14 protein-coding genes are annotated in these 16,215 nt (G+C 43.3%); all 14 read left to right on the top strand.

All coding sequences use genetic code 11. From position 1 onward, the window contains the following. The first annotated feature begins 50 nt into the window (after positions 1-50). The 14 genes from ACQRDX_RS08335 (at position 51) to ACQRDX_RS08270 (ending at position 16,167) form a co-directional block, all read left to right on the top strand. Positions 51-452, top strand: coding sequence for a minor capsid protein (locus tag ACQRDX_RS08335; RefSeq protein ID WP_427896342.1), 402 nt, complete (start codon positions 51-53; stop codon positions 450-452). Next, positions 453-914: a phage tail tube protein gene (locus ACQRDX_RS08330; protein ID WP_044475366.1), complete on the top strand. Its 462-nt coding sequence runs from the start codon at positions 453-455 to the stop codon at positions 912-914. Between the two features lie 60 nt (positions 915-974). Continuing rightward, positions 975-1,334, top strand: coding sequence for a hypothetical protein (locus ACQRDX_RS08325; RefSeq protein ID WP_427886313.1), 360 nt, complete (start codon positions 975-977; stop codon positions 1,332-1,334). 1 nt (position 1,335) lies between these two features. After that, positions 1,336-1,935: a Gp15 family bacteriophage protein gene (locus tag ACQRDX_RS08320; RefSeq protein ID WP_427896344.1), complete on the top strand. Its 600-nt coding sequence runs from the start codon at positions 1,336-1,338 to the stop codon at positions 1,933-1,935. Between the two features lie 20 nt (positions 1,936-1,955). Next, positions 1,956-5,513 (top strand): tape measure protein, encoded by a 3,558-nt coding sequence (locus tag ACQRDX_RS08315; protein ID WP_427896346.1) that lies wholly within the window; start codon positions 1,956-1,958, stop codon positions 5,511-5,513. Next, a complete protein-coding gene (locus ACQRDX_RS08310) occupies positions 5,513-7,009 on the top strand; it encodes a distal tail protein Dit (RefSeq protein ID WP_427886307.1) in 1,497 nt (498 codons plus the stop codon). The genes ACQRDX_RS08315 and ACQRDX_RS08310 overlap by 1 nt, the downstream gene beginning before the upstream one ends. A gap of 3 nt (positions 7,010-7,012) precedes the next feature. Then, a complete protein-coding gene (locus ACQRDX_RS08305; protein WP_427896348.1) occupies positions 7,013-10,975 on the top strand; it encodes a phage tail spike protein in 3,963 nt (1,320 codons plus the stop codon). Between the two features lie 18 nt (positions 10,976-10,993). Next, positions 10,994-13,054, top strand: a complete 2,061-nt coding sequence (locus tag ACQRDX_RS08300) for a DUF859 family phage minor structural protein (RefSeq protein ID WP_427896350.1) — start codon at positions 10,994-10,996, stop codon at positions 13,052-13,054. Between the two features lie 15 nt (positions 13,055-13,069). Continuing rightward, positions 13,070-13,513 (top strand): DUF1366 domain-containing protein, encoded by a 444-nt coding sequence (locus ACQRDX_RS08295; protein WP_427896352.1) that lies wholly within the window; start codon positions 13,070-13,072, stop codon positions 13,511-13,513. After that, positions 13,494-13,712 (top strand): hypothetical protein, encoded by a 219-nt coding sequence (locus ACQRDX_RS08290; protein WP_044475373.1) that lies wholly within the window; start codon positions 13,494-13,496, stop codon positions 13,710-13,712. The genes ACQRDX_RS08295 and ACQRDX_RS08290 overlap by 20 nt, the downstream gene beginning before the upstream one ends. A 3-nt stretch (positions 13,713-13,715) precedes the next feature. Continuing rightward, the gene (locus ACQRDX_RS08285; RefSeq protein ID WP_141666873.1) at positions 13,716-13,994 is read left to right on the top strand and encodes a DUF7365 family protein; all 279 of its coding nucleotides are present in this window, start codon (positions 13,716-13,718) and stop codon (positions 13,992-13,994) included. 4 nt (positions 13,995-13,998) lie between these two features. Next, positions 13,999-14,226 (top strand): phage holin, encoded by a 228-nt coding sequence (locus ACQRDX_RS08280; RefSeq protein ID WP_044673608.1) that lies wholly within the window; start codon positions 13,999-14,001, stop codon positions 14,224-14,226. 128 nt (positions 14,227-14,354) lie between these two features. After that, positions 14,355-15,800, top strand: a complete 1,446-nt coding sequence (locus tag ACQRDX_RS08275) for a peptidoglycan amidohydrolase family protein (protein WP_427896355.1) — start codon at positions 14,355-14,357, stop codon at positions 15,798-15,800. A 172-nt stretch (positions 15,801-15,972) separates the two neighbouring features. Continuing rightward, on the top strand, positions 15,973-16,167 hold the full coding sequence (locus tag ACQRDX_RS08270; protein WP_029752057.1) for a hypothetical protein: 195 nt from the start codon (positions 15,973-15,975) through the stop codon (positions 16,165-16,167). The last annotated feature ends 48 nt before the right edge of the window (positions 16,168-16,215 follow it).

Here is a 16,215-nt window from a genome sequence, read left to right as displayed (position 1 = left end):
CATGTTAAGGATTGGGGTAAGACTGGTCTTAGAGCAATGGGAGTTAAAGCATGAACAACAACGATTTTTCAGAAGTCCTTAGAGATTTCATCAACACACTAAACATACCTCTGACTTGTAGGCTTGATTACTTGTCAGAGACGGAGAGCTTAGTCCTTTATCCGTTACCTGGTGGCAAGATTGAAAAAGAGTACATGAACGGCAAGCAAGATATTAGTCTTGTATTTGAAGTGGCAATCAAAACCACTGATCACCAAAAGACAAGCTCTATCCTGTGGGCTATCAACTATGCTCTTGCTGATTTCAACTTAGAGCTACCTAGTCAAAACAATTCATATCAATTCAGGGGCCTTGAAGTCTCACAGCCATTCCTTAATGACCGTGATGACCAAGGCTTTTATGTTTACATGCTGGATATTACAGCACGTTTAGAAACAAATGGAGGAAATTAAATGCCAAAAATGAAAAACGCCAAGCGTAAACACTATGTAGCGCCTTGGCTATCAACAGCACCAGCAACCGAGCCAGCAGCTGACGCTTGGAAATGGCTTGCTGACGGTGTCACTACCGCCGAGGTCGAAAGTGACGAAGAAACAGATGATGTAGCATACTACAACGGTGACGGCACGCCAGAAACTACCGTGGTATCTGTCAAATATGGCTATACCTTTGAGGGTGACTACATCAAGGAAGACGCAGCCCAGAAAATCATTGCTGATATGCGTTTCTTAACTGGAGACCAGCGTAAAGTGTGGTTCAAAGTTGTTGACCCTGATGGTAAGACACAGTATTCAGGAGTTGCCACTGTATCTGAAATTAAAATCGGAGGCGGTGAGGCGTCTGAATTTGAGGCTTTTGAATGCACGATCAGCTGGAACTCAGTACCTAAACAATCTGCTGTAGTCGGTGGATAAAGTAGCTTAGGGGAGTGAATGTACTCCCCTTTTTTTAATTTGATTAGTAGGAGAAAACAAATGGTAGTAATTAAAAAGCGTAGCAATGTCATTCCTGTGGAGTTTGATGGTTTTACCCTTGAATTTTTAGCCAATGACAAAAACATCCGCAACATGGAGGCGGTTGGTAAAAAGTTAAAAGTTGAAGGTCAGAAAGTAGCAGATACCGAAGATGAGAAAGCCTTTGACGCTTTGCAAACTATGGTGAAAGAGTCATGGGTTGACCTATTTGAAGAGGAGGCATACAACAAGGTTTACGCTTACTCTGATGAGTCTACAGTTGACACTATGGTCTACTTGCTGGAAACAATCTCAGGAGTTGTAAGCGAATGGGAAAAACGTAATAACGGTGACGCACTCAAGAAATATCTAGGTGACTGATATGCTGGACTTATCAAGGAAATTGACAGATGAGTTAGTCCTTGGTGATGATGTGTACCCAATGAATATAGCTTTTAACAAGGTTTTGAAAGTTATGGAGCTGATCAATGATGATGAGTTTGATGACATCTACAAGCCTTATATAGCTATTCAGATGTTTACTGATGTTGATTTTACAGAGGCTCTGACCCCTGAACAAGCAACAGCCATCTTTAAGCTAATTTTTGAAGAACACATCAGAATTATTCCAGCTAAAGAAACCGCCCCAGTGCTTGACCTAGCAGGCAATCCAATCAAGAGTAAGATACGCTCTAAAAGTCAATCAGAAGACGGCGAGCGCCTCTTTAGCTTGAAGTATGACGCTGAGTATATTTACTCATCATTCATGCAAGCCTACGGTATTGATTTGATTGACGCTCAGAACAACTTGCATTGGAAAAAATTCAACGCCTTACTAAATGGGCTACCTAGTGATACTAAGTTTGCTGAGGTGCTCAAAATACGCTCTTATAAGCCACAAAAAGGCGATAGTAAGAAGTATAAAGAGAGCATGAAACGGCTCAAGAAAGAGTATGCACTACCAAAAGATTTTGACTACTAATCAGGAAAGGAGAGAAAACTATGGCAGATGGTTCAGTTACTATCAAGGTTGACCTAGACGGTTCTAGTGCCCAGTCAGGGGTTGGAAAACTAAAGACCTTGTTAGGTGGACTAGAAAGAACAGGCTCAAAAGTTGGGTCTGTTTTTAAGTCGGTTCTAGGAGCTAACCTGATTAGTTCTGCTCTCACTACTGGTATAGGTGTTGTTACTGGTAATATCCAAAATCTCGCAAGAGAGGCTATGTCTGCTAGCGACGGTCTACAGAAATTTGAGTCTACTATGAGTTTTGGTGGATACGATAGTGCAACTATCAAGAAAGCTAGAGCTGATGTCAAAGAATATGCTGACCAAACTGTTTATGACATCAATGATGTAGCAAACACAACAGCTCAATTAGCCTCAAATGGTATTAAAAACTATACAGAACTGACACAAGCAGCAGGGAACTTGAACGCTGTAGCTGGTGGTAATGCAAATACTTTCAAAACAGTTGGTATGGTTATGACCCAGACAGCAGGGGCTGGAAAACTAACCACTGAAAACTGGAATCAACTTGCAGACGCTATCCCTGGTGCAAGCGGAAAGTTACAAGAGGCAATGCTAAAAAATGGAGCATATACTGGTAATTTTCGTGAGGCTATGGAAAAAGGTCAGATTACAGCGGAAGAATTTAACCAAGCTATTACTGACTTAGGTATGACAGATGTTGCAAAAGAGGCAGCTACTTCTACAGCAAAATTTGAGGGAGCGATAGGTAACTTACAGGCAACTATTGTCAGCGGTCTTCTAAATGTTGTAGATAAAGCCAAACCTAAACTGATTGAGCTTATCAATTCTGTAACTTCCTTTGCTGGCAAAATAGGTGACGCACTCGGTAATCTTGATATTGAGGGTATTATCTCAAAGGTTAGCAGCACTATCTCAAATGTGGTTTCTAAGGTTCAGACTTTCTGGACAGCTTTTTCCAATACAGGGGCAGTTACTGCTTTTGTTGGAGCTATCCAGAGTATCGCTGGTGCTTTAGGTCATGTATGGGATAGCTTGACTGCCTCAAGCGTTCTAAACACTTTAGCTAGTGTACTTGGAAATGTGGTCAAGTGGCTTTCACAGGCTGCAACGGTAGCGGCTAACTTTATCAGCTCACTACCTGCTGGAGCAATTCAAGCGATTGTAGGTGGCTTGGTCGGTTTAGTAGCAGGGTTCAAGGCTTTTAACTTTTTGAAGTCTTTTAACCCGTTCAACCTATTCAAGCAAAATGCCACAAGCGGTGTGAGTGGTGCCACATCAGTTGTTAGGTCAGCTAGCGCAAGCGTGGTCTCAATTATCCGTAGCCTTGGCCAAAGTGTAGCAACTGCCGCTAGAGGAATTGGACAGGGAATAGGTGCCGCTTTTCGTGGTATTGGTCAAGGCTTGGCTATGGTCAATCCTGCCACTATCGCAGCCTTGGCAGTACCTATCTTGGCACTTGGTGCAGCCTTTGCCCTAATGGGTATGCAAGGACAAGGGATAGCTACAATCCTACAAGGTGTGGGGAGTGTTATTGTCAGCGTTGGTACTGCTATAGGGACTATCCTCAATCTAGCACTACAAGGCTTGGCCCAGGCTTTGGTTATTGTAGCCCCTGTGTTACCTACCATTGCCTCAGCTTTTGCTATGCTATCTCCTGTGATTATAGCGGCAGGGGCAGCAATCAGTATGATTGTCAGCTCATTCAGTAGCCTTGCTCCAGTCATCACAGCACTAGGTACGGCATTGAGCCAAGTCATTACTGCTATCAGTTCTGGTATTGCCCAAATTGCTACGGCTGTGACCCCTATTGTAGCCATTATCTCTAACGCCTTTGTGCAGGTCGTGACAGTAGTTTCTAATGCTATTGTCCAAATCGTTCAGGCTTTAGCTCCATTTATTCCAGCTATTACCCAAATGGTTCAAGCGGTCGCTCCAGTATTGCAGTCATTGGTCGAGGCTTTCAACAATCTCATCAGTCAGATTAGCCCTATTATTGATAGTTTGACTCAACTACTCCAAACGTTTGGGGAACAGGTCAGCTCAATCTTAGAGAGTGCTGGTAGTGTGGTAGAGTCTTTTGGTTCTGCTATCCGCAATGTGCTTGATGGTGTGGCTGGCATTTTTGAGAGTATGGGTAATGCGGCCAAAAACGCAGGTCAAGGCGTTAAGTTGATGGCTCAAGGTATCAAGATGTTAGTTGATCTAAAACTAGGGGACTTGGTCGGAACCTTGGCGGCAGTTGCTACTGGTTTGACGGCTATTGCTGGCTCAGGTATTGCCTCAGCAGGACCAGGATTGCAACAGGCAGGAACTGGACTTAGACTAATTGCAACATCAGCACAAGTGGCAAGTGTGGCAATGCAAGCCTTACCTGCTGCCTTTAGTTCCCTGAGCTCAAGCATTGGAACTTTACCAAGTGCAATGACTACAGCTGGCTCTGCCATGATGTCTTTTGCAAGTGCAGTCATGACCTCTTTTGCAGGCTTGGCAGGGTCAACTGCTAGTATTTCTGCTTTGCAAGGTCGATTAACGGCATTGTCAGCCTCAATGATGATGGCTCAAGCTGGAGCCTCTGCAATGTCAGCAGGTTTCTCAGCAGTATCTGCTGTTATAGGTGCCCTTGGTGGCATACTTGGAACGGTACCAGCTAGATTTACAGCTATTACCACATCATCAATGATGGCACGGACATCAATCATGCAACTAGCTACATCAGCTCCTATGGTTGCCTCAGGTTTTGCAAACATTTCAAGTGCTGCAACATCAGCAATGACTCAGCTTAACTCTGCTGTACGCTCTGCCATGACTCAAGCAGTATCTACCATGCGTTCTAGTATGCAACAGATGGTATCTGTGGTAAGGCAGTCAGCAAGTCAAATGACGCAAGCAGGACAGCAAGCAGGGCGTGGCGTTTCAAATGGTGTGACAAATGGTATCCGTTCTGGTATTGGATCAGCTACGGCTGCAATGTCTGCCATGGTAAACGCAATCCGCTCAACAGCAATGGCTGGAGCTGGAGCCATGCGTGGTGTTGGTGCTATGATTGGGCAAGGCTTAGCTCAAGGTATGTATTCAGCTTTGGGAGCTGTAACAGCCGCAGCTAATGCTTTAGTAGCACAGGCTGAGAGAGCGGCACAGGCTAAAGCCAAAATTCATTCACCATCACGGCTATTCAGGGATAATGTAGGTCGATACATTGCCCAAGGTATCGCTGTAGGTATTGAAAAGAATACATCTGATGTGACTGATAGCCTTGCCTATGTCCAAAAAGAGATGTCAGCCTTTAAGTTTGGTGCTGAGGAGTTGCTTGGTTTAGGTAATAGCTCTCTGTCTAGTCAATTCAAGCTCAAATCCATCACAGAGCGTGCAGAAATGAGCCAAATTGAGATTATCAGAGACCAAGCAGACCAAGCGCTCACCAGAGCTCTTGAAGTTGCTGAGCAAGCCGTCAAGCGTCCTGTTAACATGGTTCTTGATGATGGTACTCTTGTTGCTAAGATTGGACAACCAATGACGAACTACCAAAATGACAAAATTAAGATTGATAACATGATGAGGGGGATTGTCTGATGAATAATGACACTATCACTATTAACGGATTTGACCTCTCTGAGGTTATCCGAATTATTGAAATTATCCGCCCTGTTGGAAATGAGCGTAGCATTGAAACCAATGACGCTCCACTCTTGGGAGTGAACTTGCAAGAAGTAAGGACAGGGGCTAAGTTTATCAAGGTCAAGTTTGCCATGCAAGAAAGAGATGGCATGACACTTGAACAAGCTAAACACATTTTGGCAGGGGTATTCAATACCTCTGAGGCTGTCAGAATTGTTATTTCTGATGAGCCTGATAAGTATTATATGGGACTTGTTACAGGTTCTGTGGACATGGATAATGTGACAAGGTGGTTCCAAAAGGGAGAATTTGAGTTCCTTATTCCTGATGGCGTGGCACATAGTACTACTTACCGTGTTTTTGATAATGGCACGGTATCAGCTGACAAGATTGTTTTTAACCTAATCAATGACGGCAACGTGCCAGCTTTCCCTGTGGTTACTGTCAAGAATAATGCTGAGAATGGCTACATTGGTTTAGTCAATACCAGCGGTGCTCTTGAGGTTGGTGACCGTGAGGAGGCTGATACTGTGCAAGCTAAACAGTCTGAGCTACTCTTTGACTACCGTGACAGTAAAATCACAAATGGTCTTAGTGCAGCTACTAAGAACGTGGCTATTTTGAATGACACCATGCAAAACCTCAGAGGAACTGTGGCAAGTGTGAACTGGCAAGGTCGCCCTCATTTGTTTTTGCAGAACCCAGGAGGCACGACTGGAAACAATGCAGGTAGTTTGACATGGAATATCCCAGCGGATAGCTCAGGGGCTACAGGCTCTCTGAATGATTACATCTGGTGGCGTCAGGTTTTTTGGCTTGGTGCCGCTAACCAATACGGCTTTATCAAGCTGACCGTCTCTGATGAGCAGGGGCGGTTTTTGTATGGAGTGGAAACCTTTAAGCGTTATAACGGTCTAGGCTGTGAGTATAACTTTATGGCTGCTGATGGTAAAGGTGGATACAACATGATTAAACAGTGGACTTTCACTGGAACTCACTTAGATAGCCAAAATCCATTTAATGAGCCTAGAGGTTGGTCAGACCTCAAGCGAAATGATGACAAGGTAACTGTCTTTTGGTGGGGGTCTTACAATACTTTTGTTATCCCTGAAATCAAGGGTAGAAAGTCAGCTAAAGTCCATGTAGCATTTGGGGCCTTGGGTAATAAGCCATTGGTAGCTAGGATGTACTTGGATAGTATTTTTTACCGCAAGGATTTTGTAGCAGTCACTAAAGACATACCTAACCGCTACCCTATCGGCTCAAATGTGGTGCTTAATAGCGAAAATGACACAGTTACTGTGGACGGCTTGGAGCGTATTGTGGACATTGTCCACGGCTCCACGTTTCTTACTATTCCACCTGGTAGGTCTACTCTTGAGGTCTATTCCTCAAGTTGGGTCAGGACAAAGCCCACGGTCAAGATAGAATTTGAAGAAAGGTACTTATAGCTTATGTTATTGACAATCCATGACGCAAGTTTGAGAAAAGTTGCTTTTATTGATAATGATAAACAGGCTACGTTGAATTATTTCAACGATAGCTGGACTAGGTACCTTGAAACAGGTTCTAGTACATTTGATTTCACAGTATTCAAAAAAGCCATCATTTCAGATGTGGGGCGTAAGCGTGCCTACAATTATCTGAATGAGAAAGCCTTTGTTTCATTTCAGTACAAGGGCAAGACTTATCTGCACACGATCCGCAAAATTGAGGAAAATGAGCAAGTTATCAAGTGTTATGGTATCAATCTGAACCTTGAGCTTATCAATGAGTATGCAAATCCATATAAAGCACCTAAGGCTATGACTTTCAAAGAATACTGTGACGCTATGGACTTGCTAAACTTTACATTCTTGAAAATTGGCGTCAATGAGGTTTCTACTCAGAAAATCTCTGCTGAGTGGGAAGGGACAGACACAAAGCTGAACCGTTTGCTCAGTCTAGCTAAGAAATTTGGTGCAGAAATCGAATTTGACACCCACCTCAACGCTGATAGCTCCATCAAGTCTTTTGTTGTCAATGTCTATCATGAGAATGATGACGATCATCAAGGAGTAGGGCGTGTCAGTCCTACTATTTTGAAGTATGGCAAAAACCTCAAGGCACTTACTAGGACAGTTGATAAAACTAATGTCTACAACATGATTAGACCAACTGGAAGAACTGAAGACGGTAAAACTGTCACTATCTCAGGTCTTGGTGCATGGTCTGTCAAAAACTCTAAAGGGGAACGTGAATTTTATCAGGCAGGAGAGGGGCTATATGCTCCTCTTTCTATGCAGATGTATCCAGCAGCCTTTACAAGTAGCACAATGGGTGACCAGTGGATAAGAAAGGATATGACTGTAGAGAGTTCAAATCCTGAGGTTATCCGCTCAACTGCTTACCGTGAACTTAAAAAGAACTGCTATCCAGCTGTTACTTACGAGGCTGAGGGTTTTGCTGACCTTGAAATAGGGGACACTGTCCAAGTTTATGATGACGGCTTTAGTCCTGTTCTATTGCTTGAAATGAGGGTATCTGAACAAACTATTAGCTTTACCAACCCTAAGAACAATAAGACAACCTTTTCAAATGCTAAGGCGCTTGAAAATCTCTTGTCTCAGGGTATCCAGGAGCGTCTGGATCGTATGATTGAAGACGCTAAGCCTTATACCGTAAAGGTGTCCACCAATAACGGTACAGCCTTTAAGAATGGGCAAGGACAATCAGTTGTGACACCTACCCTCATGAAAGGTAACAGAGTCATCAATAGTGGCTGGCGTTGGGTTGTCAATGGTGAGATTAAAGCAACTAGTCCTACATATATTGTCAAAGCTGCTGACATCAATCAGACTATGGTGCTGACAATCGCTGCATGGATTGATAATCAAGAAGTAGCCTCTGAACAAATCACTTTCCTAAATGCCTCTGACGGTCTAAAAGGTGATAAAGGAGACCCTGGGCGTGATGGTATTGCTGGTAAGAATGGTGTAGGCTTACAATCTACAGTCATTACCTATGCCTCATCTAGCTCAGGAACAAATGCCCCTAGCACAGGTTGGGCTAGTTCTGTTCCAACAGTCCCTCCTGGACAATATCTTTGGACTAAGACAGTCTGGAACTATTCGGACAGTACATCAGAGACAGGCTACTCAGTAGCTAGGATTGGCCAAGACGGAAATACTGGGCGTGATGGTATCGCTGGTAAAGACGGAGTTGGTATCCGAACAACTACAGTAGTCTATGCTGGCTCTACATCAGGCACTGTCCCACCTACAAGCGGTTGGTCTTCTCAAATCCCTAGCGTTTCCCCTGGTCAGTACCTTTGGACTAAAACCACATGGAGCTATACAGACAATACCAGCGAGACTGGTTTTTCTGTAGCTAAAATGGGTGAAACTGGTGCAAAGGGGGATAAAGGCGATACTGGCCCAAAGGGTGACCAGGGAGAGCGTGGGCTACAAGGTTTGCAAGGTCCAAAAGGAGATATGGGTATCCAAGGTGAGAAAGGAGCAGATGGAAAATCCAGCTATACGCATATTGCTTATGCCACAAATTCGACAGGTACACAGGGATTTAGCATATCTGACAGTACAAACAAAACGTATATGGGCATGTATGTTGACAATATTGAGGCTGACAGCACTACACCATCTAAGTACCACTGGACCTTAATCAAAGGAGCTGACGGCGCTCAAGGTGTACCTGGTGCCAAAGGCGCTGATGGTCGTACTCCATATCTGCATCTAGCTTATGCGACTAATGCCACTGGTACACAGGGTTTTAGTATCGCTGACAGCAACGGCAAGACTTATATCGGTCAATACACCGATTACACACAAAGTGACAGTACAGACCCATCAAGATACAAATGGTCATTAATTAAAGGAGATAAAGGCGACCGAGGAGCTACGGGTCCGCAAGGCTTACAGGGTATTCAAGGTCCCAAAGGTGACCAAGGTATCCCTGGAGCTAAGGGAGCAGATGGGAGAACCCAGTACACCCACATTGCCTATGCTGATACTTCCTCTGGTAGTGGTTTTAGCCAAACAGACCAATCCAAGGTCTATATCGGAATGTATCAAGATTTTACTGCCACAGATAGCACCAATCCTGCCAGTTATCGTTGGACCAAGTGGAAAGGTGATAAGGGAGATACAGGTGCTCAAGGTGTGCCAGGCCCTAAAGGTGCAGATGGTCGTACACCTTATGTCCACTTTGCTTACTCTGACAACGCAGACGGTACTGGTCTTACAACATCTGACAATGGTCAGCGGTATATCGGTCATTACTCGGACTATACGCAAGCCGATAGTACAGATAAGACCAAGTACAGCTGGGCGGATAGATGGGCGAAGATTGAGGTCGGAAATGAAAACTTAATGAGATGGACGGCAGTAAGTTCTGAAAATATGAGATTTTTTGGAAAATCCTCGTCCGCCACTCTGTCTGTAGAGCGAAAAGATGGAAAAGATGCGTACAGAATAGCTATTGCTAGCTCAGTAGCTGACCGAAATAATGGTGTATGGCTAAATTCTAATGAAAATCCTGACGGTCAAGGACCTACTTATAACTTATTTCCGAATCGTAGATATACTTTTACATTTTCAGTTTGGAGTTCAGTCTCTATCCCCTTCTCGTATAATTCTCTTGGGCATCATCAAGTAATCGGGAGCTATTCAGCTACTTGGAGTGGAACAGGAGATAGAGTCCATCAGCACCGAGATACTAGTTGGAGCGTTAGCTCCATTAAGCAAGGAGAGTGGCAAAGAGTTTCCTATTCGTTCATACCTATATCTCTTTGCTCATTTATGCCATATTTCTGGTATCTACCTGCAGGAATAGAAATTTACATAGCCGACATGATACTTAGTGATGGGAATGTTGAACTTCCTTGGAGGCCTTCCTACCTAGATTTAGAAAGCTCAATAAATACCAAAGCTGACCAAGTTCTAACCCAAGAACAGCTCAACGCCCTTAACGAGAAAGCAGGTATTATCCAAGCTGAATTAGAGGCTAAGGCTAGCGCTGATACGTTGGATAACTGGATTAAAGCCTATCAGGACTTTGTCAAAGCCAATGACACGGCTAGGGCACAGGCTGAAAAGGATTTGATTTCAGCTAGTCAACGTGTTTCCACGATTGCTAAAAACCTTGGAGAGCTTTCTGACCGCTGGAATTTCATTGATACCTACATGAGTTCATCAAATGAGGGACTGGTGATTGGTAAAAATGACGGTAGTTCAAGTATGATGTTCAATCCTAACGGCCGTATTTCCATGTTCTCAGCAGGTGTTGAGGTTATGTACATCAGTCAAGGTGTTATCCACATTGAAAACGGTATTTTCTCTAAGACTATTCAGATCGGACGGTTCAGAGAGGAGCAGTACCATCTCAACGCTGACATGAATGTCATTAGGTATGTAGGGTAGAAAGGAAATTTTGAAAGTATGGCAGTTTTTCGATACTCAGGGAACTGGCGAGGCTATCTTGAAGGTTCATCCTCAACGGTCAGCCAAGACATAGCTGGAAATAGCTCAGTCATTAAGGTTGATGTCTGGATAGGTATGGACGCTGGGTGGAGCATTCAGTTTGGAAATACTTACGGCAACACAGTCACGGTAACCTGTGACGGTCAATCTCAAACTATTGCCGTAGGTCCTCTATACCTCAATGGCTCCAAAAAGCATTTAGGCTCAGTACAGTTTAGAGTGGGTCACAATGCTGACGGAACAAAATCAGCAGGAATTAGCTTGAGTTCTAATATGAGCAATATTAGTTACTCAACTTTAAACTTTGGTAACGCCTCAGGGAGCTGGTCTCATGGATTGGCGACTATCCCACGTTCCAGCTCTGTAAGCGTCGGCTCTGGTGTTATTGGTAGTGCAGTTACTATCAATATCAATCGTCAAAGCTCTAGTTTTAAGCATACTGTCCGCTACCATTGGGGTAACAAATCAGGAACAATAGCAAGCAATGTAGATACTTCCACAACGTGGACTATCCCTCTTGATTTTGCTAATGACATTCCAAACTCTACGAGTGGCACAGGTACAATCTACGTCGATACCTACTCAGGTTCAACCAAGACAGGGACGCAGTCAACAACTTTGACAGCTAGTGTGCCAGCTAGTATGAAACCAACTTTTACAGGGATTACTTTAGCTGACCATAACACAGCTGCCCAATCCTTGATACCAGGTAATACTTTTATTCAGGTCATTTCTAATATCAAGGTCACTTTTAATGGTGGAGCAGGTTCCTACGGATCAACTATCACAGGCTATAAAGCAGAGATAGTCGGAAAAAATCAAACAACCAATGTGAATGGTGGCACTTTGGGAATTATGAACTACAACGGAACCATCACAGTCAGAGCTAGTGTCTCTGACAGTCGTGGTCGTTGGTCAGATACTAGAGATGTATCTGTGACTGTGCTTGAGTATTTTGCCCCAGCCCTTAGTTTTAGTGTTGCAAGAACAGGGTCAACCTCTAGTACCTTGACTGTCACAAGAAATGCTAGAGTAGCGCCTTTAACGGTTGGCGGTGCTCAAAAGAATACCATGACACTCTCTTTCAAAGTTGCTAGATTAGGAACTACAACCTACACGGCTGATACAGGCTCAGCAGCTGGTTCATGGACAAGTTTAGCAAGCCTTACCAACTCACAGGCTAACCTGTCAGGTACCTATGTAGCTAATCAGTCTTGGGTTGTCATTGGCACTCTTGCTGACAAATTTACTCAGACTGAGTTTGCTGTAAATGTGGCCACAGAAAGTGTGGTCTTTTCTTATGACAGGTCAGGGGTTGGTATCAACAAAATTAGGGAACGTGGGGCACTTGATGTTAAGGGTGACATCTATGCGAATGATAAGCAGATACAGCAACATCAGTTGACAAGCAATGATGGATATATTATCAATGACTACTATACTGATTTTGACACTAACATAAAGACTGGAATATATCATAAAGGAGTGCAAAATAATACAGCTACTCCTAACGCTCCGTCCGCAGTATGGGGAATTTTACAAGTATATTCAGCAAATAACGGCTCCCAAATTCTTCAAATCTATACAGAACGTGATTCTCCTAGGAGGACTTTTGTGCGTTTGAGAAGTAATTCGACATGGTATGGATGGGAAGAATATGCAAAAGCTAATCATCCAATGCTACAAGAGAAACCGCTGCGGACTGTTACACAAGGTATGCCGTACGGTCTAAACGCCACAATAACAAGGAAAGACAATCTAGTAACAATCACACTTAACAGACGAATTACAAATATTGATGTATTTGAATATCGTGAGATGTTAGAAACTATCCCCAGTGGATATAGACCAACCGCAGAAGTACACATGGTTATTGTGCCAAATTCAAGATCATTTACAAAATCTCCATCTGTATTGCATTTTTCATCTGATGGAAAAATTAGATTTACAAATGGAACTAGTGGACAACATGTGTACACTGGCACTCTAACCTATGTCACTAATGATCCTTATCCATAAAAGAAAGGAAATACCATGAAATTTGAATATGGTTCAAAATCACAAGAATATGACGCTAGTGGTACAGCGTCCGCCACCAAGGTCATGCTAGTCAATTCAGATGGTGCTAGCGTGCCTATTTTTTTACCTCCTGACAAGATTGACCTATCTAATACGGAGCTCCTTGAGTTAGCTCTGGAAGTCATTTATCAGGAAAATTTTCCTATGCGTGCTGAAAATGAGAAGTTCAATGAGATTGGCGAAAAAATCGCTAAGTATGATGAGCTGATTGAGAAGTCTCAAAAGGCCATCAAAGACCTTGAACAAGCCACAGAGGAGGCAAGGCTGGGGACTGTTAAGAATGAGCAGGCGGTCAACAGGGCTGTATCTGAATTGACAGAACTTGTTATGGGTGTTCTTGCTAATATTTCTCCAGTTGAAGAAGTAGAGGAGGGAACACATGAAGAACTTACTGAGTAACCTAATTTTGGGTACTGCTTTAATCAAGAAAGGAACTTTTACAATGAAATTCACTAAAAAACATCAAATTGTCAAATCTTGGGTAGCTCTTGTAGTTGCTGGAACTTACACTGTTGATCAAGTGCCGAAACTTTTCAACCTACGAGAAGTAGTCGTTGAGGTACTATCAGAACAAGCCGCTGAACCAAAGGAGGAGTAACATTTGAGACCTGAATACCAAATGCTGATTACCATTGGGGGTTTTGTCATCACGGTATATGGTTTCTATAATGTGTTGAAAGCTAAGAGTATTGAACAAGCTACAAAGGTCAATACTCTTGAGCTTAAAATCTCTTTCTTAGAGCAAACCATCAAAGACCATACACGTCGACTAGATGACCATGATAAACAAAATCAGGCTCTTGTTGCCATGACCGAACAGATGAAGAACTTGACAGAGGATGTCAGAGAGCTAAAGACCATGATCAAAGAAAGGAATTGAAGTGATGAAGATTAACTGGAAACTACGCTTTAAGAATAAAGCTACTCTAGCTGCAATCATTGCCACAGCAATCTTGCTAGCTCAACAGCTAGGATTGAAATTGCCTGATAACATCAATGATGTAGCCAACACAGCTCTTACCTTGCTTGTATTGCTTGGGGTCGTATCTGACCCTACCACATCAGGTCTGTCTGATAGTGAACAAGCTATGAACTACAACGATCCAAAATAGGAGGCATAGCATGAGGAAATTGGGAAAAATTATCTTGATAATTCTTGGGGCACTATCATTAGTGCCTCTTTCTTTTTTGCTCCTCATGCTTTCCCCTTTTATTCAAATTTTTCTAAAGGAGGAAGACAATGGCAGTAAATATTGAGGCAGCTATTGCCTGGATGTCGGCACGAGTGGGCAAGGTTACCTACTCCATGGACTACCGAAACGGCCCAGGGTCTTACGATTGCTCTAGCTCTGTCTACTACGCTCTGATGAGCGCAGGAGCTATCTCGGCAGGTTGGGCGGTCAATACTGAATATGAGCATGATTGGCTCATCAAGAATGGCTACAAGTTGATTGCTGAAAATCAGGACTGGGACGCTAAGCGTGGGGATATTTTTATCTGGGGCCGTCGTGGACAGTCTAGCGGCGCTGGTGGTCATACTGGTATTTTTGTAGATCCAGATAATATCATCCACTGTAACTATGCAAACAACAGCATTACCATCAACAACTACAATCAAACAGCGGCAGCTAGTGGTTGGATGTATTGCTATGTTTACCGCTTAGCTAACCAAAGTACGCCCTCAACATCAGGAAAAACCCTTGATACATTGGTTAAAGAGACTCTTGCTGGAAAATACGGAAACGGAGATCAGCGGAAAGCAGCTCTTGGTAATCAATATGAGGCTGTCATGGCAGTCATCAATGGCAAAGCTACGGCACCTAAAAAGACTATTGACCAACTGGCTCAAGAAGTGATCCAGGGGAAACATGGCAACGGTGAAGACCGTAAAAAATCCCTTGGTCCTGACTATGACGCAGTCCAAAAACGTGTAACCGAAATCCTGAAAGGTAGCACATCAGGAAACACCCCTAAAACGCCCTCAGACGCTCCAAAAAGCGAGGTGGTAAATTCCTCCACTGAGACTAAAACGGAAGAAACTGAGGCAACTGGTAAAGTGACAGAGCCAAAAATTGTCAAAGAGGCAGGTGACTTGTCCTTTAACGGTGCAATCCTGAAAAAATCTGTCCTTGATGTTATCCTTGCTAAGTGTAAGGAACACAATATCCTACCTAGTTACGCTATCACCGTTCTACACTTTGAGGGGCTTTGGGGCACCTCAGCCGTAGGTAAAGCAGATAACAACTGGGGAGGCATGACATGGACTGGCAAAGGAGAGCGTCCAAGTGGTGTGACTGTCACCCAAGGAACAGCAAGACCAGCTAATGAGGGTGGACATTATATGCACTATGCCTCTGTAGATGACTTTCTTACAGATTGGTTCTACCTGCTACGTTCAGGAGGTAGCTACAAGGTTTCAGGAGCCAAAACCTTTAGCGAGGCTATCAAAGGCATGTTTAAGACAGGCGGTGCAGTCTATGACTACGCTGCTACAGGCTATGATAATTACCTGGTAGGTATGTCAAGCCGTCTGAAAGCCATTGAGGCTGAAAATGGATCACTAGCCAAGTATGATACTGCTACCGTCACAGATGTCGGTAGCACAGACAAGATCGAGGTCAACATTGAGGGGATTGAAATTTCTATCAATGGAGTAACCTACACACTTTCAAAAAAACCAGTTTAAGATAAGACACAGAAAGCCCTTAGGTGTAACAACCTAGGGGCTTTTTTTCGTACTCAAGATACAGTAGGAAACAGTAGAATACAGTAAAAATACAGATTTTTAGATATTATTTCCAGTTTTAATTCAAAAAAAACAGACTTTTTGCGAATAAATAAGTAGGAGGTAATAAACTATGTTACATTATGACGAATTAAAACAGGCGATAGATGGAGGATATATTACAGGCAACAAGGTCAACATTGTCAGAAAAGAGGGTAAGGTCTTTGATTTTGTCCTACCTGATGAGCCTGTCAGACCTTGGGAGGTAGTAACCTCTGAAAGTGTGGCAGATATATTGAACGAGTTAAGACAACAAGAAGACCTCTGATTTTTCAGAGGCTTTTATCAATTCCCCTGTTTTATTGCTAAGTATTTT

Source organism: Streptococcus sp. SGI.013 (genome assembly GCF_050315295.1).
Lineage (GTDB): Bacteria > Bacillota > Bacilli > Lactobacillales > Streptococcaceae > Streptococcus > Streptococcus porcorum.
The sequence above is the reverse complement of the archived record's forward strand: the minus strand, read 5'-3'. Positions and strand labels throughout refer to the sequence as shown.

Coding starts and splice junctions, on each gene's coding strand:
- ACQRDX_RS08320 (WP_427896344.1), top strand. CDS start 1,336: ATGCTGGACTTATCAAGGAAATTGACAGATGAGTTAGTCCTTGGTGAT.
- ACQRDX_RS08305 (WP_427896348.1), top strand. CDS start 7,013: ATGTTATTGACAATCCATGACGCAAGTTTGAGAAAAGTTGCTTTTATT.
- ACQRDX_RS08295 (WP_427896352.1), top strand. CDS start 13,070: ATGAAATTTGAATATGGTTCAAAATCACAAGAATATGACGCTAGTGGT.
- ACQRDX_RS08315 (WP_427896346.1), top strand. CDS start 1,956: ATGGCAGATGGTTCAGTTACTATCAAGGTTGACCTAGACGGTTCTAGT.
- ACQRDX_RS08280 (WP_044673608.1), top strand. CDS start 13,999: ATGAAGATTAACTGGAAACTACGCTTTAAGAATAAAGCTACTCTAGCT.
- ACQRDX_RS08270 (WP_029752057.1), top strand. CDS start 15,973: ATGTTACATTATGACGAATTAAAACAGGCGATAGATGGAGGATATATT.
- ACQRDX_RS08290 (WP_044475373.1), top strand. CDS start 13,494: ATGAAGAACTTACTGAGTAACCTAATTTTGGGTACTGCTTTAATCAAG.
- ACQRDX_RS08275 (WP_427896355.1), top strand. CDS start 14,355: ATGGCAGTAAATATTGAGGCAGCTATTGCCTGGATGTCGGCACGAGTG.
- ACQRDX_RS08310 (WP_427886307.1), top strand. CDS start 5,513: ATGAATAATGACACTATCACTATTAACGGATTTGACCTCTCTGAGGTT.
- ACQRDX_RS08330 (WP_044475366.1), top strand. CDS start 453: ATGCCAAAAATGAAAAACGCCAAGCGTAAACACTATGTAGCGCCTTGG.
- ACQRDX_RS08335 (WP_427896342.1), top strand. CDS start 51: ATGAACAACAACGATTTTTCAGAAGTCCTTAGAGATTTCATCAACACA.
- ACQRDX_RS08325 (WP_427886313.1), top strand. CDS start 975: ATGGTAGTAATTAAAAAGCGTAGCAATGTCATTCCTGTGGAGTTTGAT.
- ACQRDX_RS08300 (WP_427896350.1), top strand. CDS start 10,994: ATGGCAGTTTTTCGATACTCAGGGAACTGGCGAGGCTATCTTGAAGGT.